The 24,846-nt window shown below is 48.2% G+C and carries 26 protein-coding genes; 9 read left to right on the top strand and 17 right to left on the bottom strand.

Annotation, left to right across the window (positions count from 1 at the left end; genetic code table 11):
- Positions 1–17: 17 nt before the first annotated feature.
- A complete protein-coding gene (locus BN3349_RS09785; RefSeq protein ID WP_040977109.1) occupies positions 18–497 on the bottom strand; it encodes a Dps family protein in 480 nt (159 codons plus the stop codon).
- A 114-nt stretch (positions 498–611) separates the two neighbouring features.
- Positions 612–1,190, bottom strand: a complete 579-nt coding sequence (locus BN3349_RS09780) for an anthranilate synthase component II (RefSeq protein WP_040977108.1) — start codon at positions 1,188–1,190, stop codon at positions 612–614.
- 65 nt (positions 1,191–1,255) lie between these two features.
- Between BN3349_RS09780 and BN3349_RS09775 the strand changes: the two genes are divergently transcribed.
- The 7 genes from BN3349_RS09775 (at position 1,256) to BN3349_RS09745 (ending at position 6,599) form a co-directional block, all read left to right on the top strand.
- On the top strand, positions 1,256–2,236 hold the full coding sequence (locus tag BN3349_RS09775; RefSeq protein WP_040977106.1) for an aminodeoxychorismate synthase component I: 981 nt from the start codon (positions 1,256–1,258) through the stop codon (positions 2,234–2,236).
- 2 nt (positions 2,237–2,238) lie between these two features.
- Positions 2,239–2,817: an aminotransferase class IV family protein gene (locus BN3349_RS09770; RefSeq protein ID WP_040977104.1), complete on the top strand. Its 579-nt coding sequence runs from the start codon at positions 2,239–2,241 to the stop codon at positions 2,815–2,817.
- Positions 2,818–2,878: 61 nt separating this feature from the next.
- The gene (locus tag BN3349_RS09765; protein ID WP_040977103.1) at positions 2,879–3,268 is read left to right on the top strand and encodes a RidA family protein; all 390 of its coding nucleotides are present in this window, start codon (positions 2,879–2,881) and stop codon (positions 3,266–3,268) included.
- A 221-nt stretch (positions 3,269–3,489) separates the two neighbouring features.
- The gene (gene rpe / locus BN3349_RS09760; RefSeq protein WP_040977101.1) at positions 3,490–4,167 is read left to right on the top strand and encodes a ribulose-phosphate 3-epimerase; all 678 of its coding nucleotides are present in this window, start codon (positions 3,490–3,492) and stop codon (positions 4,165–4,167) included.
- The gene (locus BN3349_RS09755; RefSeq protein WP_040977100.1) at positions 4,164–4,838 is read left to right on the top strand and encodes a phosphoglycolate phosphatase; all 675 of its coding nucleotides are present in this window, start codon (positions 4,164–4,166) and stop codon (positions 4,836–4,838) included. Before rpe ends, BN3349_RS09755 begins: the two co-directional genes overlap by 4 nt.
- A 23-nt stretch (positions 4,839–4,861) precedes the next feature.
- The gene (gene trpS / locus BN3349_RS09750; RefSeq protein WP_040977099.1) at positions 4,862–5,863 is read left to right on the top strand and encodes a tryptophan--tRNA ligase; all 1,002 of its coding nucleotides are present in this window, start codon (positions 4,862–4,864) and stop codon (positions 5,861–5,863) included.
- Between the two features lie 106 nt (positions 5,864–5,969).
- On the top strand, positions 5,970–6,599 hold the full coding sequence (locus BN3349_RS09745) for a hypothetical protein (RefSeq protein ID WP_040977097.1): 630 nt from the start codon (positions 5,970–5,972) through the stop codon (positions 6,597–6,599).
- 48 nt (positions 6,600–6,647) lie between these two features.
- Here BN3349_RS09745 and ilvA read toward each other — a convergent pair whose 3' ends face one another.
- The 5 genes from ilvA to ilvG form a co-directional block, all read right to left on the bottom strand.
- Positions 6,648–8,183 carry a threonine ammonia-lyase, biosynthetic gene (ilvA, locus tag BN3349_RS09740; protein WP_040977215.1) on the bottom strand — a complete coding sequence of 512 codons (1,536 nt, stop codon included), beginning with the start codon at positions 8,181–8,183 and terminating at the stop codon, positions 6,648–6,650.
- 53 nt (positions 8,184–8,236) lie between these two features.
- On the bottom strand, positions 8,237–10,072 hold the full coding sequence (gene ilvD, locus BN3349_RS09735) for a dihydroxy-acid dehydratase (protein ID WP_040977096.1): 1,836 nt from the start codon (positions 10,070–10,072) through the stop codon (positions 8,237–8,239).
- Between the two features lie 77 nt (positions 10,073–10,149).
- The gene (locus BN3349_RS09730) at positions 10,150–10,845 is read right to left on the bottom strand and encodes an aspartate/glutamate racemase family protein (protein WP_040977095.1); all 696 of its coding nucleotides are present in this window, start codon (positions 10,843–10,845) and stop codon (positions 10,150–10,152) included.
- Positions 10,846–10,863: 18 nt separating this feature from the next.
- Positions 10,864–11,082, bottom strand: coding sequence for an acetolactate synthase 2 small subunit (gene ilvM, locus BN3349_RS09725; protein WP_040977094.1), 219 nt, complete (start codon positions 11,080–11,082; stop codon positions 10,864–10,866).
- A 1-nt stretch (position 11,083) separates the two neighbouring features.
- Entirely contained in the window at positions 11,084–12,742 is a 1,659-nt protein-coding gene (gene ilvG / locus BN3349_RS09720) for an acetolactate synthase 2 catalytic subunit (RefSeq protein ID WP_040977092.1), read from the bottom strand.
- Between the two features lie 364 nt (positions 12,743–13,106).
- Here ilvG and BN3349_RS09715 point away from each other — a divergent pair, with 364 nt between their 5' ends.
- Positions 13,107–13,925, top strand: a complete 819-nt coding sequence (locus BN3349_RS09715; protein WP_040977091.1) for a Cof-type HAD-IIB family hydrolase — start codon at positions 13,107–13,109, stop codon at positions 13,923–13,925.
- Positions 13,925–14,308: a fluoride efflux transporter CrcB gene (crcB, locus tag BN3349_RS09710; protein ID WP_040977090.1), complete on the top strand. Its 384-nt coding sequence runs from the start codon at positions 13,925–13,927 to the stop codon at positions 14,306–14,308. The genes BN3349_RS09715 and crcB overlap by 1 nt, the downstream gene beginning before the upstream one ends.
- Here the strand turns inward: crcB and BN3349_RS09705 are convergent.
- The 10 genes from BN3349_RS09705 to BN3349_RS09660 all read right to left on the bottom strand — a co-directional run bounded on the left by BN3349_RS09705 (position 14,276) and on the right by BN3349_RS09660 (position 24,817).
- Positions 14,276–15,268, bottom strand: coding sequence for an alpha/beta fold hydrolase (locus tag BN3349_RS09705; protein ID WP_048736432.1), 993 nt, complete (start codon positions 15,266–15,268; stop codon positions 14,276–14,278). The two genes, crcB and BN3349_RS09705, sit on opposite strands and share 33 nt — an antisense overlap.
- Positions 15,269–15,424: 156 nt before the next feature.
- Entirely contained in the window at positions 15,425–16,540 is a 1,116-nt protein-coding gene (gene asd / locus BN3349_RS09700) for an aspartate-semialdehyde dehydrogenase (RefSeq protein WP_032109335.1), read from the bottom strand.
- A 146-nt stretch (positions 16,541–16,686) separates the two neighbouring features.
- Positions 16,687–17,622, bottom strand: coding sequence for a permease-like cell division protein FtsX (gene ftsX, locus BN3349_RS09695; RefSeq protein WP_040977088.1), 936 nt, complete (start codon positions 17,620–17,622; stop codon positions 16,687–16,689).
- Positions 17,623–17,633: 11 nt separating this feature from the next.
- Positions 17,634–18,284, bottom strand: coding sequence for a cell division ATP-binding protein FtsE (gene ftsE, locus BN3349_RS09690; RefSeq protein ID WP_032109333.1), 651 nt, complete (start codon positions 18,282–18,284; stop codon positions 17,634–17,636).
- A gap of 104 nt (positions 18,285–18,388) precedes the next feature.
- Positions 18,389–19,636: a beta-ketoacyl-ACP synthase gene (locus BN3349_RS09685; RefSeq protein ID WP_040977214.1), complete on the bottom strand. Its 1,248-nt coding sequence runs from the start codon at positions 19,634–19,636 to the stop codon at positions 18,389–18,391.
- A gap of 11 nt (positions 19,637–19,647) precedes the next feature.
- A complete protein-coding gene (fabG, locus tag BN3349_RS09680; protein WP_040977086.1) occupies positions 19,648–20,376 on the bottom strand; it encodes a 3-oxoacyl-ACP reductase FabG in 729 nt (242 codons plus the stop codon).
- The gene (locus BN3349_RS09675; protein WP_040977084.1) at positions 20,373–20,837 is read right to left on the bottom strand and encodes a hotdog family protein; all 465 of its coding nucleotides are present in this window, start codon (positions 20,835–20,837) and stop codon (positions 20,373–20,375) included. Before BN3349_RS09675 ends, fabG begins: the two co-directional genes overlap by 4 nt.
- A complete protein-coding gene (locus BN3349_RS09670; RefSeq protein WP_040977083.1) occupies positions 20,830–22,053 on the bottom strand; it encodes a beta-ketoacyl-ACP synthase in 1,224 nt (407 codons plus the stop codon). The genes BN3349_RS09675 and BN3349_RS09670 overlap by 8 nt, the downstream gene beginning before the upstream one ends.
- A gap of 9 nt (positions 22,054–22,062) precedes the next feature.
- Positions 22,063–22,542 (bottom strand): hypothetical protein, encoded by a 480-nt coding sequence (locus BN3349_RS09665; RefSeq protein WP_101430491.1) that lies wholly within the window; start codon positions 22,540–22,542, stop codon positions 22,063–22,065.
- Positions 22,543–22,570: 28 nt separating this feature from the next.
- The gene (locus tag BN3349_RS09660; RefSeq protein WP_245853791.1) at positions 22,571–24,817 is read right to left on the bottom strand and encodes an MMPL family transporter; all 2,247 of its coding nucleotides are present in this window, start codon (positions 24,815–24,817) and stop codon (positions 22,571–22,573) included.
- Positions 24,818–24,846: the final 29 nt, after the last annotated feature.

Here is a 24,846-nt window from a genome sequence, read left to right as displayed (position 1 = left end):
CTTTTTTTAATCAATTATTAATTGCAGCTTGCACAAGCGGCGGCAAACATCCAGACCAATTTTTCCTGTTCTTTAATATAATCGCTCATTTGCGAAGCGGTTCCTTCATCGCCCGCGTCTGCGGCGACGGTAAGAATTTCCCGCTGCTGTTTCAATAACGTCTGTAAACCTGCCAACGTACCGTTTAAACATGCCTGTGCGGCACTGGCGCCCACATCTTCTTTAATCCGCGACTTGGTTAAATATTCGCTAAACGCATTGCTCGGGGTATAGCCCAATGTCAGAATACGTTCTGCAATCTCATCGACTTTCACCACTAAATCATTATAAACTTCTTCAAATTTCGCATGCAGTTCAAAGAAATTCACGCCTTTAATATTCCAGTGATAACCGCGCACATTCATATAAAAAACCTGATAAGTGGCTAATAGATTATTTAATTCGCCGGCCAGTTTTTCTGCCGAATGGGTATTTAAACCGATAGTATTTGTTGTCATCGTATGCACTCCTTATGTGTTTTGTTCGGGAGATATATTAAGCAATAATGACCTACAAATAAAATGGGTATAAATAATAGATTTAATAGAAAAATCCTATTAGTATTACCAAAATCAATAGTTACCACTTTTTATCCAGTTAGATAATAGCTGATAACCGAATTCCGACATATAAGATTCAGGATGAAACTGCACGCCATAAAGCGGTAGCGACCTATGCTGAACCGCCATAATGACATCCTCGTCACAGACCGCCGTTACCACCAGTTCCGACGGGAAATATTTGTCCGCCACCGCCCAAGAATGATAAAGCCCGACCTGAAACTGCGCTGGCAATCCACGAAACAACGCGCAATCCGACCGCACTTGCAGCGTTTTGGTCTGACCGTGGCGCACCTGCGGCAGATTATACAACTCGGCACCGAAAAAACGGCACAACGTCTGATGCCCGAGGCAAACGCCCAAAACGGATTTATCCCGATACCCCTGTTCCAGCACAGCGAACAGCTGCGGGTAAGCCTCCGGTACATCCGGTCCCGGCGAAATCAGAATATGACTGAACGGCGCAATCGTTTCGGGCCGCACATCTTCCGTATTCACCAGCGTAAACGGCACAGACAAACGGCGAATTAATTCCACCAAATTATAAGTAAAGGAATCGTGATTATTGATAATCAATAAATTTGTATTCATCTTGAGTATTAGGCTACAATCGCAAACCAATAAATTGCGCTTATATTACTAAATTAACTGAGCCTATGCCATTAAATCACTTTATCCGTCAGGCTGATGAATTCGGCACAAACAAACAGCCTTTTTTCTTTCTGATTGACTTTGAACGGCAAAAACCCGTTATCTGTCCGCCTGAGCAAGCCGAAAAACATGGCATTTCTTTTCAAATTGCCGCCCATAACAACCGATGCAACCGTCTGGCGCCACCCGCATCGCCTTTTTCTCTGAGCATGCAGCCGATGCCCTTTGCCGACTATCGCCGGGGTTTCGATATCGTTCATCAGGCATTGCAGAACGGCAATTCTTATTTGCTGAATCTCACTTACCCGACCGAAATCCACATCAATTACCATTTAAATCAGCTGTTTCTGCAATCTGAAGCGAAGTATAAGTTATTGTTTAAAGACGAATTCGTCTGCTTTTCACCGGAAACTTTTGTGAAAATCGAACACAATAAAATTTATACCTATCCGATGAAAGGCACCATTAACGCGGCGCTGCACAATGCTGAACGGCAGCTGCTGGATTCACAAAAAGAACTGCGCGAGCATTACACAATTGTCGATTTAATGCGCAATGATCTCGCAATAGTGGCAAAAAACATTAAAGTAAACCGATTTCGTTATGTCGAGAAAATTCACCGGGAAAACGGCGCAATTTTGCAGACCAGTTCGGAAATTTGCGGCGATTTGGCAGACAACTGGCAGGCGAATATCGGTTCGCTACTGGCGGCACTGCTGCCCGCCGGTTCAATCAGCGGCGCACCGAAAGAAAAAACGGTGGACATTATCCGTCGCGCAGAAGGTCAACCGCGCGGCTATTACACCGGCATCTTCGGTATCTTCAACGGCGACAGCCTGCAAAGTGCGGTGGCAATCCGCTTTATTGAACGCCGGCAAAACCGTTATTACTTTCGCAGCGGCGGCGGTATCACCATCCACAGCGATGCATATGCCGAATACCGCGAATTGCTCGAAAAAGTCGATGTTCCTTTGCGTAAGGTTTGAGCATGTATCCTTTATTTGAAACGTTGTGTATCGAACAGGGCAAAATCGGCAATCTCGCATTCCACCAGCTGCGCTATGAACGTTCGCTGGCGGTATTTTACGGCGAAAATGCAGCTAACATCTTCGATCTTGCGGAAATTATCAAAAAATCCAGCGCACTTTTACCCTTGGTGGACGAGCCCTTAATCCGCTGTCGAATTGATTATAACCGGGACAGCTATCAGATTCGCGCTTTTGCTTATCAGCGTAAACGCTATCGCACTTTTCAGCCGGTGATCTGCGACGATATTGAGTACGGACTGAAATACAGCGACCGCCGTCGGTTGGACGAACTGCTACGACAAAAAGGCGACTGCGATGAAATCATGATCATCAAACAAGGCAAAGTGACAGACTGTTCTATCGGCAATCTGATTTTTCGCCGCGGCGGACAATGGTTTACCCCGGACAGCCCGCTGTTGGCGGGCACTCAGCGAGCAAAATTAGTGGCAGAAAAGAAAATCAAAGTGCGGTCGATTTTCTTGCAGGATCTGGCACAATTTGAAGAAATCCGTTTAATCAATGCCTTAAACGGGCTTTAAGTTTCAACCAAAAACGGTAAAATAAATCCGCACATTCAATCACGACAATAAGGAAATCAATATGACAAAAATTATTCATAGCGAAAAAGCGCCAGCGGCAATCGGTCCGTATGTACAAGCAGTGGATTTAGGCAATTTGGTGTTCACATCCGGTCAGATTCCGGTGAATCCGGCAACCGGCGACATTGCCGCCGATATTACCGCACAGGCGCGTCAATCGCTGGAAAATATCAAAGCCATTATCGAACAAGCGGGACTGACCGTCGCCGATATTGTGAAAACCACCGTATTTGTCAAAGATCTCAATGATTTCGCCGCCGTCAACGCGGAATACGAACGTTTCTTTACCCAACACAATCACCCGAATTTCCCGGCGCGTTCCTGTGTGGAAGTGGCGCGTTTACCGAAAGATGTTGGGCTTGAAATTGAAGCCATTGCAGTACGTAAATAACTTGCCGATAACAGGGCACAATCGCCCTGTTAAATTTCCATCTCAAGTCAAACCGCACATATTGCCGCCACCTATCACCGACCGACATATTGCGGCGTGTTTATCTCACACAAATCGCTGCGAGGTTCTTATTCTATGATTTCACTGCACAATTTCCTTAAATTTTGCGCCATTAAGTAGTACACTAGAAACCGTTTATTTCCGCCATGTAAGAGGACAGCATGAAACCTTATTTAATTGCGCCGTCAATTCTATCGGCAGATCTCGCCCGCTTAGGCGATGATGTTGCAAACGTATTACAGTGCGGTGCGGATCTTATCCATTTTGATGTGATGGATAATCATTACGTGCCGAATCTGACCTTCGGTCCGGCAGTGTGCAAAGCGTTGCGCGATTACGGCATCCGTGCCCCGATTGATGTGCATTTAATGGTCAAACCGGTAGACCGCCTGATTCCCGACTTTGCCAAAGCCGGTGCTGATTACATCACCTTTCATCCGGAAGCCAGCGAACATATTGACCGCTCACTGCAACTGATTCGCGATTGCGGCTGTAAAGCCGGGCTGGTGTTCAATCCGGCAACGCCGTTAAGCTATCTGGATTATGTTATGGATAAGGTAGATGTGATTTTGCTGATGTCGGTCAATCCCGGCTTCGGCGGTCAATCCTTTATCCCCGCCACGCTGGAAAAACTGAAACAGGCACGCCGACGCATTGATGAAAGCGGTTTTGCCATTCGTTTGGAAGTGGACGGCGGCGTAAAAATTGACAATATCGCGCAAATTGCCCGCGCCGGTGCAGATATGTTTGTGGCGGGTTCGGCAATTTTTGATCAGACGGATTATCGCAAAGTCATCGACGATATGCGTCAGCAACTAGCAACGGTAACACAACCATGACTTCACAATTTAAACTTATCGGCTTCGATCTGGACGGAACATTAGTGAACAGCCTGCCGGATCTGGCACTGTCGGTAAATTCCGCCCTGGCGGAATCCGACTTGCCGCAAGCGTCAGAACAATTAGTCTTAACTTGGATCGGCAACGGCGCGGATATTTTAATCACCCGTGCGCTGAACTGGGCGGCGGAACAAACCGGTCGCTCGCTGAATGCCGACGAATTCAAGCAGGTGAAAGCCCGTTTTAATTTTCATTACGGCGAAAATCTTTGTAATATCAGCCGGCTTTATCCGCATGTCAAAGAAACGCTGGAACAACTGAAAGCGCGCGGTTTTATTCTGGCAGTGATTACCAATAAACCGAGCAAACACGTTCAGCCGGTTTTACGGGCGTTCGGTATTGATCATTTATTCAGCGAAACCCTTGGCGGGCAGTCGCTGCCGGCGATTAAGCCGCATCCGGCACCGTTATATTATCTGTGCGGTAAATTCGGATTGTACCCGAAACAGATGCTGTTTGTCGGCGATTCCAGAAATGATATTCTGGCAGCACATGCCGCAGGCTGCGCCGTGATCGGTCTGACTTACGGTTATAATTACAATGTTCCTATTGCCGAATCAAAACCGGATTGGGTATTGGATGATTTCGCACAAATTTTACAGATTATTTAGCAGAATTTTATAAGGAAAATAAAATGACAAAACCAGTTGTATTCAGCGGCGTTCAGCCTTCCGGCGAACTGACTATCGGCAACTACCTGGGCGCATTGCGTCAATGGGTGAATATGCAAGACGATTACGAATGCCTGTTCTGTATTGTAGATCAGCATGCGATCACCGTGCGCCAAGACCCCAACGCATTGCGCAAAGCCACATTAGACGTGCTGGCACTATATTTGGCCTGTGGTATCGATCCGCAAAAAAGCACGATTTTCATTCAATCTCATGTACCGGAACATGCACAGCTGGCATGGATTCTAAACTGTTACACCTATTTCGGCGAAATGGGACGCATGACGCAGTTTAAAGACAAATCGGCGCGCCATGCCGAAAATGTCAATGTCGGTCTGTTTACCTATCCGGTTCTCATGGCGGCAGATATTTTATTGTATCAGGCAAACCACGTGCCGGTAGGCGAAGATCAAAAACAGCATCTGGAAATTACGCGCGATATCGCTCAGCGTTTCAATGCCCTTTACGAACCGCTCTTTGCCATTCCGGAAGTGTTTATTCCGAAATCCGGCGCACGAGTCATGTCGTTGCTGGAACCGGAAAAGAAAATGTCCAAATCGGACGAAAATCGCAATAACGTAATCGGTTTACTGGAAGATCCGAAAGCGGTGGCGAAAAAAATTAAACGCGCGGTGACAGATTCCGACGAACCGCCGGTAATTCGCTATGATCTGAAAAACAAAGCCGGCGTATCCAATCTGCTGGATATTCTTTCCGGCGTCAGCGGAAAATCTGTGGCAACGTTGGAAACGGAATTTAGCGGTAAAATGTACGGTCATTTAAAAAGCGCGGTGGCGGATGAAGTTTCCGCTATGCTGACCGCACTACAGGAACGTTATCATCATTTCCGCAGCAATGAGGCATTATTAAAAAATATCGCAGCGGAAGGGGCGCAAAAAGCGCAGCAACGCGCCAAAACCACACTGGATGCAGTATATAATGCGGTGGGTTTTGTTGCGCGTTAAACCGGTAAATGGCGACGAGGCGGGCGGATGTCCGCCTTTTTTCTGAACTAATCCGCATAAACCGACTCTAACTATAAACTTTTTATATGATTTTGAGGGACGCAGCATGAAACTAATCAAAATATTACTTATCGCACTATTCGCCGTACCCGCTTGGGCGAATCTGAACACCAAGATAAAATACAGCTCAAACTATTTAATGCCCGCCTATGTTCATTTCAACACCGACGGCAAACAATATTATGTGAACGCGCAGATTAACGTGCCGCTGTATAACATCAAATTCAAATCCAACGGAACGCAAAGCGGCAGACAGTTTAATATGCTCAGCTATCAGGATACCCGTAACGACAAAGTCTATGCCAAAGCCAATATTAAAGGCAATGCCATTGAATACGGCAAAGTTAAAGACGGTCTAAAAACAGAAGCCATGAACATGCCGACCTTTGATTTGTTCACCGTTGCCTTTCAGTTAAGTTATTTTGATAAATTGCCGGTGAATTTTCAGATTACTAACGGTAAAAAACTGTATCCGATGACCAACGTCTTCGTGAAGAAAAATGAGCGTCAGGTGAAATATAATAAACAAAATGTCACGGAAATTACTTATCAATTTCACACCGGTGAGAAAGCCTTTATCGTGAAGAAACACGCCGGAGAACAATTCCCGCGCTATATTTCCTACGATAAAGACGGTGATCATTACGAACTAACCTTCAGCGAATTCGTCAAATAATCAGAATTACAACGGCAAGGAAAGCGACGGCGTCCTTGCCGCTGGTAGTTAGCCCAGAAAATAACGATACGCCGGGCTGTCGGTAACATCCTGATAGCGATACGCCAATTCTTCCAAATGCCCGTTAAATCGGATTTCATCGTTCTGATTAAATTGGAATCCCGCCAACACATTGCCGTAATCCGCACCGTGCGCACGATAATGAAACAGCGAAATATTCCAATGAGTGCCGAGCATTTCCAAAAATTTCAGCAGCGCGCCTTTCTGTTCAGGAAACTCAAAACTATATAACCGCTCTTTCGCCGGACTGGAAGAGCGCCCGCCGATCATGTAGCGAATATGGGTCTTAGCGACATCATCATCCGACAGATCCATCACCGTATAACCGTTTTGCTGGAGTTGCTCGATAATTTCCGCCTTCTCCCGTTCGCCGCTGATCCGTACCCCGACAAAAATACAGGCTTGGGTCTGGTCGGCATAACGATAATTGAACTCGGTTACAGCACGATCACCCAACAAATGACAGAAACGCAAAAAACTGCCCTTTTCTTCCGGAATCGTCACCGCCAGCATGGCTTCACGTTTTTCACCGATTTCACAACGTTCGGAAACATAACGCAAAGTATGAAAATTAAGGTTCGCGCCGGATAGAATATTCACCAGCGTTTCACCGTGCAGATCATGCTGCTGTGCATATTTTTTCAGTCCAGCTAAGGATACTGCACCGGACGGCTCGGACACGGCACGTACATTTTCAAATATATCTTTCATCGCCGCACAAATCTCATCACCGTCCACCAACACCACATCATCCAGATATTGCCGGCATACACGGAAGGTTTCCTCGCCAATACGTTTTACCGCAACACCGTCGGCAAATAAACCGACTCGTTGTAAATCCACCGGATGCCCCGCCTGCAAGGCTTCATATAAGCAGGCAGAATCCTTGCTTTCAACCCCAATTACCTTGATTTCCGGCATCAGCTGCTTAATCAACACCGCAACGCCAGCCGCCAGACCGCCGCCGCCAACCGGAACAAAAATGCGATCAATATGAGTATTTTGCTGTAACAGTTCCATTGCCAGCGAGCCTTGTCCTGCGATCACTGCCGGATGATCAAAAGGCGGAATAAACGTCATATTGTTACTCTGTGATAATTCAATTGCTTTCGCTTTCGCCTCATCGAAATTCGCACCGTACAACAGCACTTTGCCGCCAAATCCGCGCACCGCATCAATTTTAATACTCGGCGTATTTTGCGGCATCACAATCAGCGCCTGCAAACCGAGATGTTTTGCCGACAATGCCACGCCCTGTGCGTGATTCCCGGCAGACGCAGCTATCACACCGGCATCTTTCTGCGCCTGTGTCAGACCTGAAATCATGGCATAAGCACCGCGCAACTTAAAGCTGTGCACCGGTTGACGGTCTTCGCGTTTTACCAAAATCCGATTGTCCAACCGTTCGGACAGTTTTTCCATCGGCTGCAACGGCGTCACCTGCGCCAATTCATACACTTTTGAACTTAATACTGCTCTAAGATACTCAGCACCGCTCGGCTGAGCTGCTAAATTATAAACCATACGTCTGTTACTCATGAAAAAGTGCGGTTATTTTTACCGCACTTTTCGGTTAATTAAATTTTCGATTTATCCCGCACTGCGCCTTTATCGGCGGAAGTGGCGAAATGGGCGTAAACTTTTAAGGCGAAGGAGACTTCACGTTGACGGTTTACCGGTTGCCAGCCGCTTGCGTCCTGCTGCGCACGGCGCTGTGCCAGTTCCTGTTCGGATACTGCCAGGTGAATAGATCGGTTCGGAATATCAATTTCAATACGGTCGCCGTCTCTGACCAATCCAATCGCACCGCCCGCTGCTGCCTCCGGTGAACAGTGACCGATAGACAAACCGGAAGTGCCGCCGGAAAAACGTCCGTCCGTCAACAACGCACAGGCTTTGCCCAAGCCCATGGATTTCAGATAACTGGTCGGATACAGCATTTCCTGCATTCCCGGCCCGCCTTTCGGCCCTTCGTAACGAATCACCACCACATGCCCTGCCTGCACTTTACCGCCCAAAATGCCCGCCACCGCGTCTTCCTGACTTTCAAATACAATGGCGGTGCCGTTAAACCTCAAAATGGACTCATCCACACCGGCGGTTTTAACAATGCAACCGTCCTGCGCGATATTGCCCGATAACATTGCCAAGCCACCGTCCTGACTGTAAGCGAATTCTTTGCTGCGGATACAGCCGTGCTGACGGTCATTATCCACGCTGTCCCAGCGACAATCTTGCGAGAAGGCTTGCGTCGTGCGAATACCGGCAGGTCCGGCACGGAAGAATCGATGTACGGCAGGATCTTGCGTCTGCATAATGTCATAAGCAGCGATTTGCTCGCCCAAACTGGTTCCCAGCACGGTACGAGTATCGTTGTGCAACAAACCGGCGCGTGCCAGCTCGCCCAAAATCGCCATAATGCCACCGGCGCGGTGAACATCTTCCATATGGTATTTATTGGTATTCGGTGCGACTTTGCTCAAACAAGGCACGCGACGGGACAAACGGTCGATATCCGCCATAGTGAAATCCACCCCAGCTTCCTGCGCCGCCGCCAATAAATGCAATACGGTATTGGTCGAACCGCCCATAGCAATATCCAAACTCATGGCGTTTTCAAATGCGGCTTTGATGGCAATTGCGCGCGGCAACACGGATTCGTCATTCTGTTGATAATATTTGTGGCACAGCGCCACAATTTGTGAGGCGGCATTTAAAAATAATTGTTTGCGATCCGCATGGGTCGCCAAACAGGAGCCATTGCCCGGCAAACTTAGCCCCAGCGCTTCGGTTAAACAGTTCATGGAATTGGCGGTGAACATACCGGAACAGGAACCGCAGGTCGGGCAGGCGGAGCGCTCAATTGCCGCCACATCCGCATCGGACACATTTTTATCCGCACTTTGTACCATGGCATCGACCAGATCCAGCTTAATCAGTTGATCAGACAGTTTGGTTTTGCCCGCCTCCATTGGTCCGCCGGAAACAAAAACCGTCGGAATATTCAGGCGCAGCGACGCCATTAACATTCCCGGCGTAATTTTATCGCAGTTGGAAATACACACCATGGCATCGGCACAATGGGCATTTACCATATATTCCACGCTGTCGGCAATCAAATCGCGGCTCGGCAGGGAATACAGCATACCGCCGTGTCCCATGGCAATACCGTCATCCACCGCAATAGTATTGAATTCTTTCGCCACGCCGCCCGCCGCTTCGATTTGCTCCGCCACCAGCTTGCCGACATCACGTAAATGCACATGCCCCGGTACGAATTGAGTGAACGAATTCACCACGGCGATAATCGGTTTACCGAAGTCATCTTCTTTCATTCCGGTGGCGCGCCACAACGCGCGGGCACCGGCCATATTGCGACCTTGAGTGCTGGTCGCAGAACGTAGTTTAGGCATAATCTCTCCAAATCAATTTAATATTACGGCGTATATTCATACGCTTAATTTCTGCAACATAAAAGTGCGGTCGGTTTTTACGCCGTTTCCAGCACAAAATCCGCCGCCATCTTGGCATGTAACTCGGCGGTATCGAAAAACGGCAGCGGGTAATCCGCCTGTTGAATCAATAAACCGATTTCAGTGCAACCCAGCACAACACCCTGTGCTCCTTGTTTTTCCAGTGCGGCAATGGTATCCAGATAAAATTGTTTGGACTGCGGTAAAAATTTCCCCACACTCAGCTCATCAAAAATAATACGGTGAATTTCCTGCTGTGCCGATTCATCTGGCACAATCGGCTGAATGCCGCGTTCTTGCAAAGCATCGCGGTAAAAATTATCTTGCATCACAAAACGAGTGCCGAGCAGCGCAATTGTATCAATGTGTTGCGCCTTAATCGCTGTTGCCGAAGCATCTACAATATGCAAAAACGGGACTTTTACAGCGTCGATAATCGGTTGTGCAACTTTATGCATCGTATTAGCCGACAGCACAATCCCCTGTGCGCCGATTTGTTCCAACTTTTGCGCCGCCTCGGCAAGCGATTTACCGGCTTTCTCCCAATTACCGCTTTGCTGGCATTGCACAATATCTTCAAAATTTACGCTAACCATTAACAGCGGCGCGCTGTAGTTTTTGCCTAACGTCTGATTCACCAACCGGTTGATTTCACGATAATAGGTGATTGTGCTTTGCGGTGACATACCGCCGAGAATTCCGATAGTTTTCATTCATTATCTCTCTGGTTTTTATTTCAATTCAATCACATCCGGCAGTTTGACAAGCTGATTACATAACAGTGTAATCGCTCTGTCGCTTTGCACCTTAACCTGCAACAAAATTTCTTTTTGTTGCGTTTCAGTATGTAATTCAATCACTTCAAAGCCGCGGTGACGCATCACCCGCAATAAACGCTCCAGCGTTTCCGGGCGTCTGCCCGCTTTTATGGTTAATTCGTGTCGCTGCATATTATCCTCCCATTTCTTCTTCAAGCATATCTTTATTACAAGCGTTCGGCGGAACTAACGGCCAAACGTTTTCTTCCGCCGGAATACAAACATGCAGCAGATATGCCTGTTCGCTGGCGAATAAGCGCTCCAACGCCGCTTCCACATCGGCGCCTCGTTCAATGCGTTCGCCCCGAATACCGAAGGCGGAGGCAAGGGTGACGAAATCAGGATTATCATCCAGTATTGTATTGCTGTGGCGCGCTTGAAAGAACAACGTCTGCCATTGCCGCACCATACCTAAACGTTGATTGTCCAGCAGCACGATTTTAATCGGCGTCTGCGCGCGTTTAATAGTGCCCAGTTCCTGTACGTTCATCATCAATGAACCGTCGCCGGTGATCAAAATCACTTCATCCTGCGGACGGGCTTTCTGCGCGCCGATCGCAGCCGGCAAACCGAATCCCATGGTGCCGAAGCCGGCGGAGGTAATATAGTTTTGCGGTGCATGATGTTGCATATGCTGCGCCGACCACATTTGATGCTGCCCCACATCAGTTACCACAATGCTTTGTTTGTTTTTTCTGGCGGATACGCTGTTGAGCAACCACCAAGGATTGATCGGCTGCTCGCCCAGATTCTGCGCATAACGAAAATCAAACGCTGCTTTCAGGCGATTAATTTCCGCCTGCCATTCGGTTATTGCCAGCGGACGGCTTAAGGCGTTAAAAACTTCGGTTAAATCGCAGCGCAATGCGACATCAGGACGGCGCAGCTTACCCAGCTCTGCCACGTCAATATCACAATGGATCACTTTGGCATGGGGAGCGAAAGTATCCAATTTGCCAGTTACTCGATCATCAAAACGCGCGCCGAATACCAACAATAGATCCGCTTCCTGCGTCGCCAGATTCGCCGCCTTAGTTCCGTGCATACCAATCATGCCCATGTAATAAGGCGTGCCTGGTGCAATGGCGCCAAGACCTTTTAAGGTGGAGATACTCGGGATCTGCGTGACTGCCAAAAACTCGCGCAACGCCGGCACAGCATTGGCCATACCGACACCGCCACCCACATACACGACCGGACGTTTGGCATGTTGCAGCAGGTCAAGCGCTTGTTGCAGTTGGTCATGACAAAGTGCGGTCGGTTTTTCAACAGGTAATGTGAAAGGTGTCAGATCGGTTTCGGCAAATTGTACGTCTTTGGGAATATCAATCAGAACCGGGCCGGGACGGCCGCTGTGTGCGATTTGAAAAGCTTTGGCAAAAATTTCCGGTAATTCTTCGATGTGTTGTACGATAAAACTGTGTTTGGTGCAGGCAAGGGATAATCCTAATACATCCGCTTCCTGAAAGGCGTCGGTACCGATAAACGGTGACGCGACCTGCCCCGTAATAGCCACCAGCGGTACCGAATCCATTAACGCATCGCCTAATCCGGTGATCAAATTGGTGGCGCCCGGACCCGATGTGGCGATACATACCCCGGTCTTTCCGCTGGCTCTGGCATAACCGATCGCCGCCATTGCTGCACCCTGCTCGTTACGACACAACAGATGCGCTAGACCGGAATCATAAATTGCGTCGTAAACCGGCATAATCGCGCCGCCCGGATAACCGAATACTGTGGTTACATTATGTGCTTTCAAGCACGCCGTTACTAATTTAGCCCCGTTCATTTTTCACCCATTCCATTAAATTAACGCCCACAAAAAACCCCTCGACAATCACTGCGAGGGGTTTTCCGATCTAAGAAAGCAAATTACATTCCGAGTATCAGCACCTCTCGCCCCGCGGTAATAATAATCACCGCGAGGTTAATAATAATGCCGAGAAGGGAATGCTGTTTGCTCATGTACTCAATCCGTGCAAGCCGGTATGGCTTTTAATCAATTGCTAATATTGATAGCACATTTTAAAGATAAATCAACTTATTTTTTATTTTGCGCAAAGGATTGCGGTAAATACGCAAAAGTGCGGTCTTTTTTTGTGTAATTTTGTTATCATAGCGCCTGATTTAACAATAATAAGGTATTTTAATTTATGCAACCGCTTCCCTTTCGTGCTGTAGTTTCTGACTTGGACGGCACGCTGCTTAACGGCAATCATGTTATCGGTGATTTCACCATTGAAACGCTGGAAAAATTAGCCGCTAAAAATGTCGATATTATCCTCGCCACCGGTCGCAATCACACCGATGTTGCGTCCATTCTCAGCAAAGTCAGCGTAAAACGAGCGTTGATGATCACCTCAAACGGCGCGCGCGTGCATGATTTGCAGGGCAATCTGCTGTTGAGTGACAGTCTGCCGGAAGATATTGCGCTGGCAATGATGAATCTGCCCTTTGACCACAACAATGTGTTTGTCAATAGCTATCAGGACGAAGGCTGGTTTATCAATACCGAAGTGCCGGAAATGGCGAAATATCACAAAGACTCCGGTTTTATGTATCAGGTGGTGGATTTTGCCAAACATCACGGACGCGGCACGGAAAAAGTCTTTTTTATCGGACGGACGCCGCAGGACGTCGCGCCCATAGAGCAAGCGCTGCGGGCGCGTTTCGGCGAAGTGGCGAACATTACTTATTCCACGCCGAGTTGCCTGGAAGTGATGAATAAAAATGTATCAAAAGCGACCGCACTTGCGCGCATTATTCAGTCGCGGGATTACGGTTTGCAAAACTGCATCGCTTTTGGCGATGGCATGAACGATGTGGAAATGCTAAACGAAGTAGGCAAAGGCAATATTATGGCGAATGCAGATCCGCGCCTGTTACAGGCTTGTCCGCAACTGGAGCGGATCGGCCTGAACAAACATGAGGCAGTAGCAAGTTATTTGCGTGCCATTTTCGGGGTGTACTAATGCCGGTGTGGCAATCCGTGCTGTTAGTCGGCAGCGGTGCCGCACTGGGCGCCGTTGCGCGTTGGGGCTTGAGCCAGCTACTGAATCCGTTGTTTTCGCTGCTGGTGTTCGGTACGCTGATCGCCAATTATACAGGTTGTTTTATCATCGGTCTGTTGCTGGCGGCGTTCTGGCAATATCCGCAGATTGCCAGCGCATGGCGCTTATTTCTGGTCACCGGTTTTCTCGGCGGTTTGACGACGTTTTCTTCTTTTTCCGCCGAAGTGGTGGAATATTTTCTCGGCGCTAAATGGTTGGCGGCATTTACCGTGATGTCGTTGCATCTGTTCGGCAGTCTGTTGTTTACCGCGTTAGGCGTGTTGCTGTGGCGCTATTTCAGTTAACAATTCTGTAGTCGCATCATTTTCGATAAATTTAAAGATACGTTCCAGCGCCTGCGCCCGCAGCGGATCGCGTTCAAATAAAATTTCATGCTTGGCATTATCCAGCGCGACCAGCTCATGCTGCGGCAGCAACGCAACCAACGCTGCCAGTTCTTCGTTACGCACAATTTTTTCTTTACCGGCACGGAAAACCAGTACCGGAATCTCAATCCGCGGCAAAATTTTCGGCAGGCCTTTTATTGCGGTCAAACAAAGATGCACCCAACGGAATGTCGGACCGCCCAAATTTAATTCTGGGTAATTACGATTAATCCGATTCATCCATTTCATGCGGGTTTTACAAAAACTCAGTTCGTTATTATTCAAATTTGCCGGTTTATACGGCGTTTTGCCGAACACATAACGCTTTCCCTGTCCTAACAGCATCATCAGATTAATAATCAACTCATCGCGCAGCGGATGCCGTGTCGGCAAGCCGAAAAATGGCGAAGAAAAGACCGCACTTTTAATCCGATGATCATAATTCGCCAAATAATACGCTGCGATCAGCGCCCCCAGCGAATGAGCGATAACATGCTGACTATGGTAAGAATACAACCCGCTCACCTGTTCAATTACCGCCGCCATATCATCGGCATAAAAACGAAATTCATCAATGTAGCCCTTCTCACGATCTGCCAGTAAACGTTGCGAATAGCCCTGCCCGCGGTGATCAAAAACCAGCACGTCATAGCCGCGCAGGTAAAAGTCGTAGCCGACCTCCGACCATTTCAAAATATTTTCCGCCCGCCCGTTAACCAGAATCATCAGCTTGCGTTGCGTTACGCTGTGCGGCTGGATAAAGTGGCGATAAGCAATACGGCAGTGATTTTTACCGTTGATATATTGAATGGGAAACTGTGTAATAAAAGGGAGCAATTGCACCAAAGCAAATTGACAAAAACGAGGTTCTCTGATCATTGGATTCATTTATATTGTTTATTGTCCGCTGAAAAACAGGTGTATCGGGCAATGATAAGACATCCTTAAGCCAAGCGAGACCTTGACCTACAAAAAACGCATTATCATCCCTTAAGCAATTAAGGGCTATCCGAAGACAACCCTTATTGCATTATGTTACGCCACTAACTGTTTAAGAATACGACGTACAGGTTCCGCCGCTCCCCATAACAGTTGGTCGCCTACCGTAAACGCCGCCACATATTCCGGTCCCATCGCCAGTTTGCGCAAACGTCCGACCGGAACGCTTAACGTGCCGGTGACTTTGGCCGGAGTCAGCTCGCGTAATGTGCTTTCTTTATCGTTCGGGATAACTTTCACCCATTCGTTATGGGAGGCTAAAATCTGCTCAATTTCGGCTAACGGCAGATCTTTTTTCAGTTTGATCGTAAATGCCTGACTATGGCAACGCAGCGCGCCGATACGCACGCACAAACCGTCCACCGGAATTGGATTGTCACTTAAACCGAGAATTTTATTGGTTTCTGCATAACCTTTCCATTCTTCTTTGGTTTGCCCGCTTTCCGGCAGCAGTTTGTCGATCCAAGGAATTAAACTGCCGCCTAACGCCGCACCGAAGTTATCGATCGGGAAATCGTCGGCACGCATTTTAGCAGTGACTTTACGCTCAATATCCAAAATCGATGATGCGGGATCCGCCAGTTCGGCCTGTACGCTGGCTTCCAGCTGTCCCATTTGCAGCAACAGTTCACGCATATTTTTTGCGCCCGCACCCGATGCCGCTTGATAAGTTGCAACAGAAATCCACTCCACCAAGTCTTTTTCAAATAAGCCGCCTAACGCCATCAGCATTAAACTTACGGTGCAGTTACCGCCGACAAAGGTTTTAACGCCGTTTTTCAGACCTTCGCTGATCACATGTTGGTTAACCGGATCCAGCACAATAATCGCATCTTTTTCCATCCGCAGCGCAGAGGCAGCATCGACCCAATAACCGTTCCAACCGGTAGCTTTCAATTTCGGATATACCGCATTGGTGTAATCACCGCCCTGACAAGTGACAATAATATCCAGTTTTTTTAATTCGTCGATATCAAAAGCGTCTTTCAGCTCGCCCGCATCTTTACCGCCGAAAACCGGTGCCTTTTGCCCTGCTTGCGATGTGGTGAAAAACACCGGATTAATATTGGCAAAATCACTTTCCTGCTGCATGCGATCCATCAATACGGAGCCGACCATGCCGCGCCAACCGATAAAACCTACGTTTTGCATAAAATTTTCCTTATTAATAATGTTGTGTCTGAAATAAAAAATATCAGTTAATTAATTACAAGATACATTGCACAAAAGCAAGTCTTTTTATGAAAAAAACTGCTAAATTTGATTCAGCCTCCGTTTTTCACCACAGAATTTCGCATTCAGCCTTTTTTATCCAGCATCTGAATGTAACGGGTTGCCGACAACCACGCCCCAACATAACCCACAATGGCGCACATTACCAATAAGAACAGCAATTCACCGAAAGCAATGCCGTGCAACGAAAAATTCACCGCAAAAATATCCGTGACATATTTTACCGCACTGGTGAAATAGCCAATCAGACAGGCGCTGAAAATGCAGGCTAGTAACCCTCCTGCCAATCCGTAGAGAATACCGGTATAAAGAAACGGGCGCAGGATAAACTGCTCTGTCGCGCCAAGTAACTTCATAACTTCAATACTCGCCTGACTGCTATATACATCGGAACGAATGCTGTTGCCGATAACCAGAAAGACTGAAACAGTCATTAACACTGTGCATAAAATTGCAACATGCGCTATCAGCCACGAAAGTGCGGTCAGTTTTTCCATCCAATCATTATCCAGTCGAACTTCCTGCACCCCTTTGATTTTATTCAGGTTATCGCGCAGCGTATCGCGTTTCTGACTTTCATTGTAGGCTTTGCTCGGTTTGATCATCACCACCGCCGGCAGCGGGTTATCGTCTAAAATATCCAGCCCTTCGCTAAATCCCGACCAATTGCGAAACTCGTTCAGGCTTTCCTGGCGCGACACATAGTTCAGGCTTTCGACGCCCTCCTGCTGGCGGATTTTATCCACCACCAGATTGGCATCCTCTTCACTCAGATTTTTATGCAGATACACGGTTAATTCGCTTTCCGGATAAAACTGCGACGTAGCCTGATGAATATTTTTCCACAGCAGATAACTGATCGTCGGAATAGTCAGCGATACCGCAATCACCAACACGGTCAGCATCGTGCCGTATTTTCTCTTAAGCAGATCGGCAAACACTGCACGCAGCACATAATTCACTTGCACCCATAAGGACGCATTCATCGGACGAGAACTCATCACTACTTTCCTTAACGTAAATACCCTTGTTCAAGCACAAGGCAAGGTTTCGGTTTTTGTTGAACAATATTAATATCATGGGTGGCAATCAGCACCGTCATTCCCAATCGGTTAAACTCTTCAAACAGATTAAAAATCTCCAGCGAAAGCGCACTGTCCAGATTTCCCGTCGGTTCATCCGCCAGCAACAATTGCGGTTTATGTACCACTGCACGGGCAATATCCACCCGTTGTTGCTCACCGCCGGATAAATGCAACGGCAGATGATTGGCACGATCGCGCAGCCCGACTCGATCCAGCGCCGCCAAGGCACGAGATTGCGCTTCTTTCGGGTGCATGCCTGCGATAATCAGCGGCAACGCCACGTTATCCACAATGGAACGCTCCGCCAACAAACGGTAATCTTGATGCACCATACCGATCTGACGGCGTAAAAACGGAATTTCGTATTTAGACAGGCGAGTAATATCGTGCCCGTTAAACCAAATTTGCCCACCGTTGGCGCGCTCCATGCCCATAATCAGTTTCAGCAGCGTACTTTTCCCGGCACCAGAATGCCCAATCAGATAAGTCATACTGCCGACTGGCAAATGAAAAGTAAGCCCTTGCAAAGCCGGCTTGCCGCCCAAATAGGCTTTACTGACATTTTCAAAACGTATCATATTTTTGTCTCTTTAAAATCATCCGCTATTAATCGCCAAACTGCCGATAAGCGCTAAATCGCGACCAATTATAACGGATATTGCCTATTCTTGTGATGAATTTCTTATGCGCTCGTCCACCGTTTGAAAATCAACGAAGTATTAACCCCTCCAAAAGCGAAATTGTTATTCATCACATAATCCGTTGTTATTTCACGTCCGTCACCACGAATATAATCCACCTTGCCACAGCGTTGGTCGATATCATCCAGATTGATAGTCGGCGCAAACCAGCCATCACGCATCATTTCAATGCTAAACCAGGATTCCAGCGCACCGCAGGCGCCGAGGGTATGTCCCAAATAGCTTTTCTGTGAACTCAAAGGCACGTAACCGAACAGCGCCTCAGTCGCCAACGTTTCAGCAATATCCCCCTGTTCCGTCGCGGTACCATGACCATTGACATAACCGATCTGCGCTGGCGTAATACCCGCATCGTTCAACGCCAATGCCATACAACGTTGCATAGTGTCTTTCTGTGGACGGGTAATATGGCTGCCGTCACTGTTTGCGCCGTATCCTACCACTTCAGCGATAATATTTGCACCGCGGGCAAGTGCATGTTCCAATTCCTCCAATACGAACATACCAGCACCTTCACCAATCACCAGTCCGTCGCGCTGCCGATCGTAAGGACGCGGCGTTTGTGCCGGAGCATGATTACAACGACTAGCAGCATAAAGAGAATCAAACACATAAACTTCCGACGGACAAAATTCTTCACCGCCGCCCGCCAGCATCATTGGAATCAAGCCGTATTTAATTGCCTCATAGGCGTAACCTATGCCCTGACTACCAGATGAACAGGCACTGGAAGTCGGCACAATCCGCCCGGTCAGACCGAAAAAAATACCGATATTAGCAGCCGTGGTATGCGGCATCATGCGTACATAGGTATTGGCGTTAAAACCTTCGGATTTTCCCGTCATCAGCAATTCGGCGGCGGCTTTAATATCATGGGTGGAACCGGTAGAAGAACCACATGCCACCCCCATTCTGCCGTTTTGTACATCAGGCAGAATAATGCCGTTTTCATCAAGCAAACCGGCAGCAGCCAGCGCTCTTTCGGCAGCCTCTACGGTAAATTGTGATACCCGCCCCAAGCTTCTTAATTGTTTACGCTGCCAATGCTTAGGCGGTTGATAATCCGGGATCTCTGCACCTAAGCGAGCTTCCAGTTCGGGATAACGAGCCGCCCATTCCGTTTTCACCCGTACCGCATTTTGTTTACGCTGAAAAGCGTCTTTGATGTCTCGCCATTCTTTGCCGAAGGCGGTGATCCCGCCGATACCTGTTACTACTACTCGTTTCATTTTATTTTTCTCTAACACAAACCGCCGTTTACCGCGATGACTTGGCGGGTGATATACGCCGCCTTTTCATCCATCAAAAAGCTCACCGCATGCGCCACTTCCTCTGGCATCCCCATGCGCTGCGACGGAATCATTTTCACAATTTCCTCAACCGGTACATTTTCGTTTATGATATCCGTATCAATAAGTCCCGGTGCCACACAATTTACTGTGATCCGACGCTTCGCTAGTTCCACGGCAAGGGCTTTTGCCGCACCAATAATCCCTGCTTTGGAGGCACTGTAATTCACTTGCCCGCGATTACCGATTAAACCGGATACCGACGTAATGCATACAATACGTCCTGCTTTACGGCGCCGGATCATTGGCAGCATAATCGGGTGTAATACATTATAAAAACCGTCCAGATTGGTACGCAATACATCATCCCAATCCCTGTCACTTAACGCGGGAAACGCCGCATCTCGGGTTAATCCTGCATTCAGCACCACCCCATAGTAAGCGCCGAATTGTTGTATATCCTGTGTCAGAATTTGACGTACCTGTTCACGCGCTGCCACATCAAACTGCACTATCCGGACATGTCGTCCCAAAGATCGCACTGTTTGTGCCACTTCTTCCGCTGCCTCAATACGGTGGCGGCAATGTAGCACAATATCATAGCCCTGCTGTGCCAACGCTAAAGCAATAGCCTTGCCGATACCGCGGCTAGAACCGGTCACCAGAACAGATTCACTCATGATTTATTCTCCCTTTTATCTTCTTTCGGACTGAATACATTCAGCGCACCCTCAAGTAATATGGTATGTTTCATCAGATCAATAAGCTGACAGTCAAACACACCGAATCCTGCGTCATCTTGAATCGACAGGCGAATATTAATCTGCAACCGGCTGCCGATAGGGATAGTCTGATGGCGAACATGCAATTTGCGGCTGCCGAGCAAATACCCCAGACGCACCGGTTCGCCCGCCTGTATCGCCATACAGCCCGCCCAGGCAGCAATGCCCTGCGCCATAATTTCAAGTGCGGCGAAAGTCTCCAATTTGTTATGTTTGATTAAGCTATTATCCGCACGAATTTGTGTTTCTGCGGTGAGAAAATCCGCGCCGAACGCGGTAATACAATCGAGCAGAATCATCGTCCCGCTATGCGGCAGCAACGGTTCAAGACAGGTAATCGGACAACGCAGGTCAATCATCGCCTTCCCCCAGAATCAATACCGTATTATTACCGCCGAAAGCAAATGAACTGCTGGCCCCTATACGTCGCCCAGTTGGCCAGTAACTATGATGATCAGTCAGTCGCAGCAGTGCCAGATGTTGGTCGCTGATGCCGTCCCAGTGCTGCGCTGGCAGTTTTCCCTGCGGATTATAACGACGGCTGAGTACCGCCCATAAAATCCCCGCTTCAACCGCGCCTGCGGCGCCAAGGGTATGACCGGTATAAGGTTTGGTAGAGGTACAAAAAACCTGCTCACCGAAAACCTGTGTCACCGCCAGGCTTTCCATCTGATCATTATGCTGGGTTCCCGTACCATGTAGATTAACCCAACCAATTTGCGACGCGGAAAGTGCGGTCGAATTCAACGCCGTTTCACACGCCGCAATCGCCCCTTCACCAGCTGGATGCGGGGAAGACATATGATAGGCATCACTGCTGGAACCATAACCCAATAAACGGATACCATCCCTATCCAGCGCCTCCCGCGTCATTATAAACACTGCCGTTCCCTCACCGATATTGATGCCATTACGGTTTACCGAAAAGGGATTACTACGCTGTGGTGCCAACACGGATAAAGCGGCAAAGCCTTTCACAGTCAAAGGTGAAAGTGTATCTACTCCGCCGCAAATCACTGCATCACACAAATTCGCACGCAATAAACGGGCAGCGCTGATTAATGCCCGCGCACCGGAAGTACAGGCGGTAGAAATACCGTAATTCAGCCCTTGTAAACCATAAACCCTACGGATAAAATCGGCAGGCGCGGAAAACAATTGCTGTTGCTGATTAAATTGGTCGTCCGACCACTTCCCCTGTAGTGCCGCCCGTTTAAACAACGGAATATTTTCATCCACACCGGTAGTGGAAGTTCCCATTACTACTGCAATGCGCTGGGTACCGAAACGCTCGATGCAACGGATAATATTATCTTCGATCTGCGCTAGTCCGTGCCAAAGCACACGATTATTACGACTGTGATGAATGTTCTCCAGTCCGGTCGGAAATTCGCGTAATGAAACACTGATCTCACCGAAAAAATAAGGTTCTCCGCTAAGTCCGTTCGCGGCAAAAACCCTCTCAGAAAGCCGGAGAGGCGAATTTTCCCCCCGCAGTAAGGGCTGAAGGTGTGCTTCAATACCCTCGCCCATGCAAGTCACTATTGCCGGCTGAGTTAAATATAATGCTGTCACGTTATCCTCTTACTGTTCAATTTCTTCAAGCCGCCAGCGAGAATTATCCGGCAAGGCAATATCAGCGCCTTTCGGTGTCGATGTGATACACCAAACTTCTTCGCCGTACATATAATAATGCTGCCCGTCCGCCATCCGACGAATTTCACTGAATTCAAACAACGGAAGGGCTGGATGCAAATAAACGGCAATTGCTGAAAACAGCTGCTGAGCCCGGCGATTCGGGATAATAAAGCCGTCGTTACGCCAACCTTGCTGCGTCAACAATAAACGGGCAACCGGTGCGCCTAAAGCATCGGTTTGCACCCAACGCCATTGCTGCGGTGAAGACTGCAACGCTAATAGAGTTGCCTGGCTCTTCGGTTGCAATTGCATCAGTTTAAACAGGCGAGTTTCCGTCACTGACAGCGGCAATTGCTTTACTGTTAAGGGGGTGGCACAACCCCACATCGCGAATAAGCAAATCCACAAACCTAATTTACGCCACATTTTTCCTCTTTATTGATGTGATAACCGACTACATGCCCGGTTTATTGTACAACATGAATATGATCAATATGCTCAGTAATACACCGATACTGACACTGAGACCAAAATATGCCACCGCCGGAGTTGAACTCAGCGCGAGCAATACAAACGAGATCAATGTGGTCGCAGCGGCTAAGGATAATGCTGCACGTTTGGCATACAGCGGAGCCTGCACAGTCTGCATATACGCAGTATAATCAATACCGATAGCGGACACTAATAACAAACCGAACATCGAAAACAGCGTAACCGGCACCTTAAGCCAGCCCAAAATCCCTATGGTGGCAACAATGGCAAGCAATGGTACAAACAGCATCCGAAGTGTGCGTCTTAAACCCAAAAAACGCCACAATAACAAACCCGCCAGAAGAAAAGACAACCCTTTCAACCAAGCTGCCTGATCACGAGTCTGCTGAAAAGTGCGGTTTAACTGTGCGGGTTTATCCAGCCAATACACCGTACGGTTATCCGCCAGCGCAGAGACCGCCTGCAAATCAGTAATTCCGCTGACATTCACCAAAGCGGCAACTTTGCCTGCTGCCAATTCTCCCAAGTATAAAGGACGGTATCCCTGCGCGATCTGCATGGCCAAAGCTTCGCTTAATAATACCTGCGGCTGCGCGGATAGCGCCTGCAATTCCTGAGCAATACGTTCTGCCGGCATGCCGATCTGCGATAATACCGCATAATCCTGCGTTTGAATTTTCCGGGTCAATTGGCGGATAAAATCCTGCTGTTCGCGCGCCGACATAATCCAGCGGCTTAGCGATTGGAAGTCCTGTAGTTTATTGTGTGTTTGTAAATCCAGCAGCTGCTCACGCAATGTATTATCCGCTTCCAATAAGCTGTCATCGTTTTCCGCTATCAGCAGAAAATATCGACTGCCAGGTTCAATGCCAGTAATACTGCCGATTTTCTGCACTTGTGCCAACAGTTGCGGCGGCAATGCTACCCATTGCCGCACATCATCTTGCCATTCGCTGTGATAAATGCCGATAGCAAGCCAGATAGCAATACCGGAAACGATCCACTTTCGCCCTACCGACGACAAACGAAAGGAAAAATTCTCACCGAAAAATGACCGCACTTTTCGCATTCTCACCATGTCAAAACGTGCCGGCAGATAAAACCAGGTGCACAGCACCGCACTAAACAATGCCACAGCAGAAAATAACGCTGTTTGGCGCAGCACAGGCAGTCGGGTGAAACCAAGCAAGGCATAACCAAGCAGCGTGACCAACAGACTGACTAAAAACGTTAAGCGCAGTTTACGCATCGCTTTTTCCGCCTGCCAATCTGAATTAAACAAAGCTCCACTCAACCAATGTAGCGGAAAATCAATCAGGACCCCAATTAAACTGGTACCGATAACCAGAGTCAGAATATGAATCTGACCGAAAACAAATACGGTTAGCGAAACACCCGCCAGCATACCGGCAGCAATCGGCAAAAACAGCCATAATACCCGTAAGGTTCTGAATACCGCCAGCAATAACAACAAAGTTAAACCTATGCCGATAAATGCCATGCTGCGACTTTCCTTTTCCGCCTGCTGTTTTGCTGCCGCAGCAAATAATGCATTGCCAGCCACCAGCCATTCGCCGTCCTGCTGCTGCACAACCTGCTCGCCACTTCGCATAAGTGCCGGCAATGACTGTTGCGGATTAATCAGATTGCCGTCCGCTAACTCTGCCCGCAGTAATACCCAAGTTTTATCCGCAGAGGGGATATATAGCATTCCGTTGCCCGCATGCCACATTATACGACCGTGCAACCGGGATTGCGGAAGAACAAAACGACCGAATCCAAGCCAATCTTGTTCTGTGGGCAGTAAATGCGTTGCCATAAACGGATTGAGCATTTGTTCCGCATATTGCTGAAAATAAGCGCGAGGTTCGTTCAATAACTGGCGTCGGATATCCACTGGCAACACAGCCAAACGCAGCCGTTTAATCTCATCTCTGAGTAATGTTGGCTCGGGTTGTTGGCGGGCATCTACCTGCTGAAACAAGGCGCTTTGCCGCCACTGTTCAGCAATGCTTGCCGCAAGTTTAAAGGCCTGCGCCGCCTCATGATGTCCGATCAGAGCAATCACCTGCCGGTTCATGCTGTTTTCCTGCTTATTTTCAGCAGCAAGCAGAATCGGCGAACGTCCTGCTTGTTGCGGCAACAAAGCCTGTAAATCCGTTTGCAGCCAGTTTCCCGTATATAATTGCGCCCCGAACAACAATGCCATGCAAAGCATAAACAATCGGTATAGAAAAA

The sequence above is a fragment of the Necropsobacter massiliensis genome, from assembly GCF_000827595.2.
Classification (GTDB): Bacteria; Pseudomonadota; Gammaproteobacteria; order Enterobacterales; family Pasteurellaceae; genus Necropsobacter; species Necropsobacter massiliensis.
Note: the sequence above shows the minus strand (reverse complement) of the source record. Positions and strands in the feature narration are given on the sequence as shown.

What these genes read in the sequence shown, in the direction of transcription:
- rpe (WP_040977101.1), top strand. Translation starts at nt 3,490, where the DNA reads ATGAAACCTTATTTAATTGCGCCGTCAATTCTATCGGCAGATCTCGCC.
- ilvM (WP_040977094.1), bottom strand. Translation starts at nt 11,082, where the DNA reads ATGCAGCGACACGAATTAACCATAAAAGCGGGCAGACGCCCGGAAACG.
- fabG (WP_040977086.1), bottom strand. Translation starts at nt 20,376, where the DNA reads ATGAGTGAATCTGTTCTGGTGACCGGTTCTAGCCGCGGTATCGGCAAG.
- BN3349_RS09745 (WP_040977097.1), top strand. Translation starts at nt 5,970, where the DNA reads ATGAAACTAATCAAAATATTACTTATCGCACTATTCGCCGTACCCGCT.
- BN3349_RS09775 (WP_040977106.1), top strand. Translation starts at nt 1,256, where the DNA reads ATGCCATTAAATCACTTTATCCGTCAGGCTGATGAATTCGGCACAAAC.
- BN3349_RS09785 (WP_040977109.1), bottom strand. Translation starts at nt 497, where the DNA reads ATGACAACAAATACTATCGGTTTAAATACCCATTCGGCAGAAAAACTG.
- crcB (WP_040977090.1), top strand. Translation starts at nt 13,925, where the DNA reads ATGCCGGTGTGGCAATCCGTGCTGTTAGTCGGCAGCGGTGCCGCACTG.
- ftsX (WP_040977088.1), bottom strand. Translation starts at nt 17,622, where the DNA reads ATGAGTTCTCGTCCGATGAATGCGTCCTTATGGGTGCAAGTGAATTAT.
- ilvA (WP_040977215.1), bottom strand. Translation starts at nt 8,183, where the DNA reads ATGGTTTATAATTTAGCAGCTCAGCCGAGCGGTGCTGAGTATCTTAGA.
- BN3349_RS09705 (WP_048736432.1), bottom strand. Translation starts at nt 15,268, where the DNA reads ATGATCAGAGAACCTCGTTTTTGTCAATTTGCTTTGGTGCAATTGCTC.
- ftsE (WP_032109333.1), bottom strand. Translation starts at nt 18,284, where the DNA reads ATGATACGTTTTGAAAATGTCAGTAAAGCCTATTTGGGCGGCAAGCCG.
- trpS (WP_040977099.1), top strand. Translation starts at nt 4,862, where the DNA reads ATGACAAAACCAGTTGTATTCAGCGGCGTTCAGCCTTCCGGCGAACTG.
- BN3349_RS09715 (WP_040977091.1), top strand. Translation starts at nt 13,107, where the DNA reads ATGCAACCGCTTCCCTTTCGTGCTGTAGTTTCTGACTTGGACGGCACG.
- BN3349_RS09730 (WP_040977095.1), bottom strand. Translation starts at nt 10,845, where the DNA reads ATGAAAACTATCGGAATTCTCGGCGGTATGTCACCGCAAAGCACAATC.
- BN3349_RS09660 (WP_245853791.1), bottom strand. Translation starts at nt 24,817, where the DNA reads ATGGCATTGTTGTTCGGGGCGCAATTATATACGGGAAACTGGCTGCAA.
- BN3349_RS09770 (WP_040977104.1), top strand. Translation starts at nt 2,239, where the DNA reads ATGTATCCTTTATTTGAAACGTTGTGTATCGAACAGGGCAAAATCGGC.
- BN3349_RS09765 (WP_040977103.1), top strand. Translation starts at nt 2,879, where the DNA reads ATGACAAAAATTATTCATAGCGAAAAAGCGCCAGCGGCAATCGGTCCG.
- ilvG (WP_040977092.1), bottom strand. Translation starts at nt 12,742, where the DNA reads ATGAACGGGGCTAAATTAGTAACGGCGTGCTTGAAAGCACATAATGTA.
- BN3349_RS09675 (WP_040977084.1), bottom strand. Translation starts at nt 20,837, where the DNA reads ATGATTGACCTGCGTTGTCCGATTACCTGTCTTGAACCGTTGCTGCCG.
- BN3349_RS09685 (WP_040977214.1), bottom strand. Translation starts at nt 19,636, where the DNA reads ATGAAACGAGTAGTAGTAACAGGTATCGGCGGGATCACCGCCTTCGGC.
- BN3349_RS09665 (WP_101430491.1), bottom strand. Translation starts at nt 22,542, where the DNA reads ATGTGGCGTAAATTAGGTTTGTGGATTTGCTTATTCGCGATGTGGGGT.
- BN3349_RS09780 (WP_040977108.1), bottom strand. Translation starts at nt 1,190, where the DNA reads ATGAATACAAATTTATTGATTATCAATAATCACGATTCCTTTACTTAT.
- BN3349_RS09755 (WP_040977100.1), top strand. Translation starts at nt 4,164, where the DNA reads ATGACTTCACAATTTAAACTTATCGGCTTCGATCTGGACGGAACATTA.
- ilvD (WP_040977096.1), bottom strand. Translation starts at nt 10,072, where the DNA reads ATGCCTAAACTACGTTCTGCGACCAGCACTCAAGGTCGCAATATGGCC.
- asd (WP_032109335.1), bottom strand. Translation starts at nt 16,540, where the DNA reads ATGCAAAACGTAGGTTTTATCGGTTGGCGCGGCATGGTCGGCTCCGTA.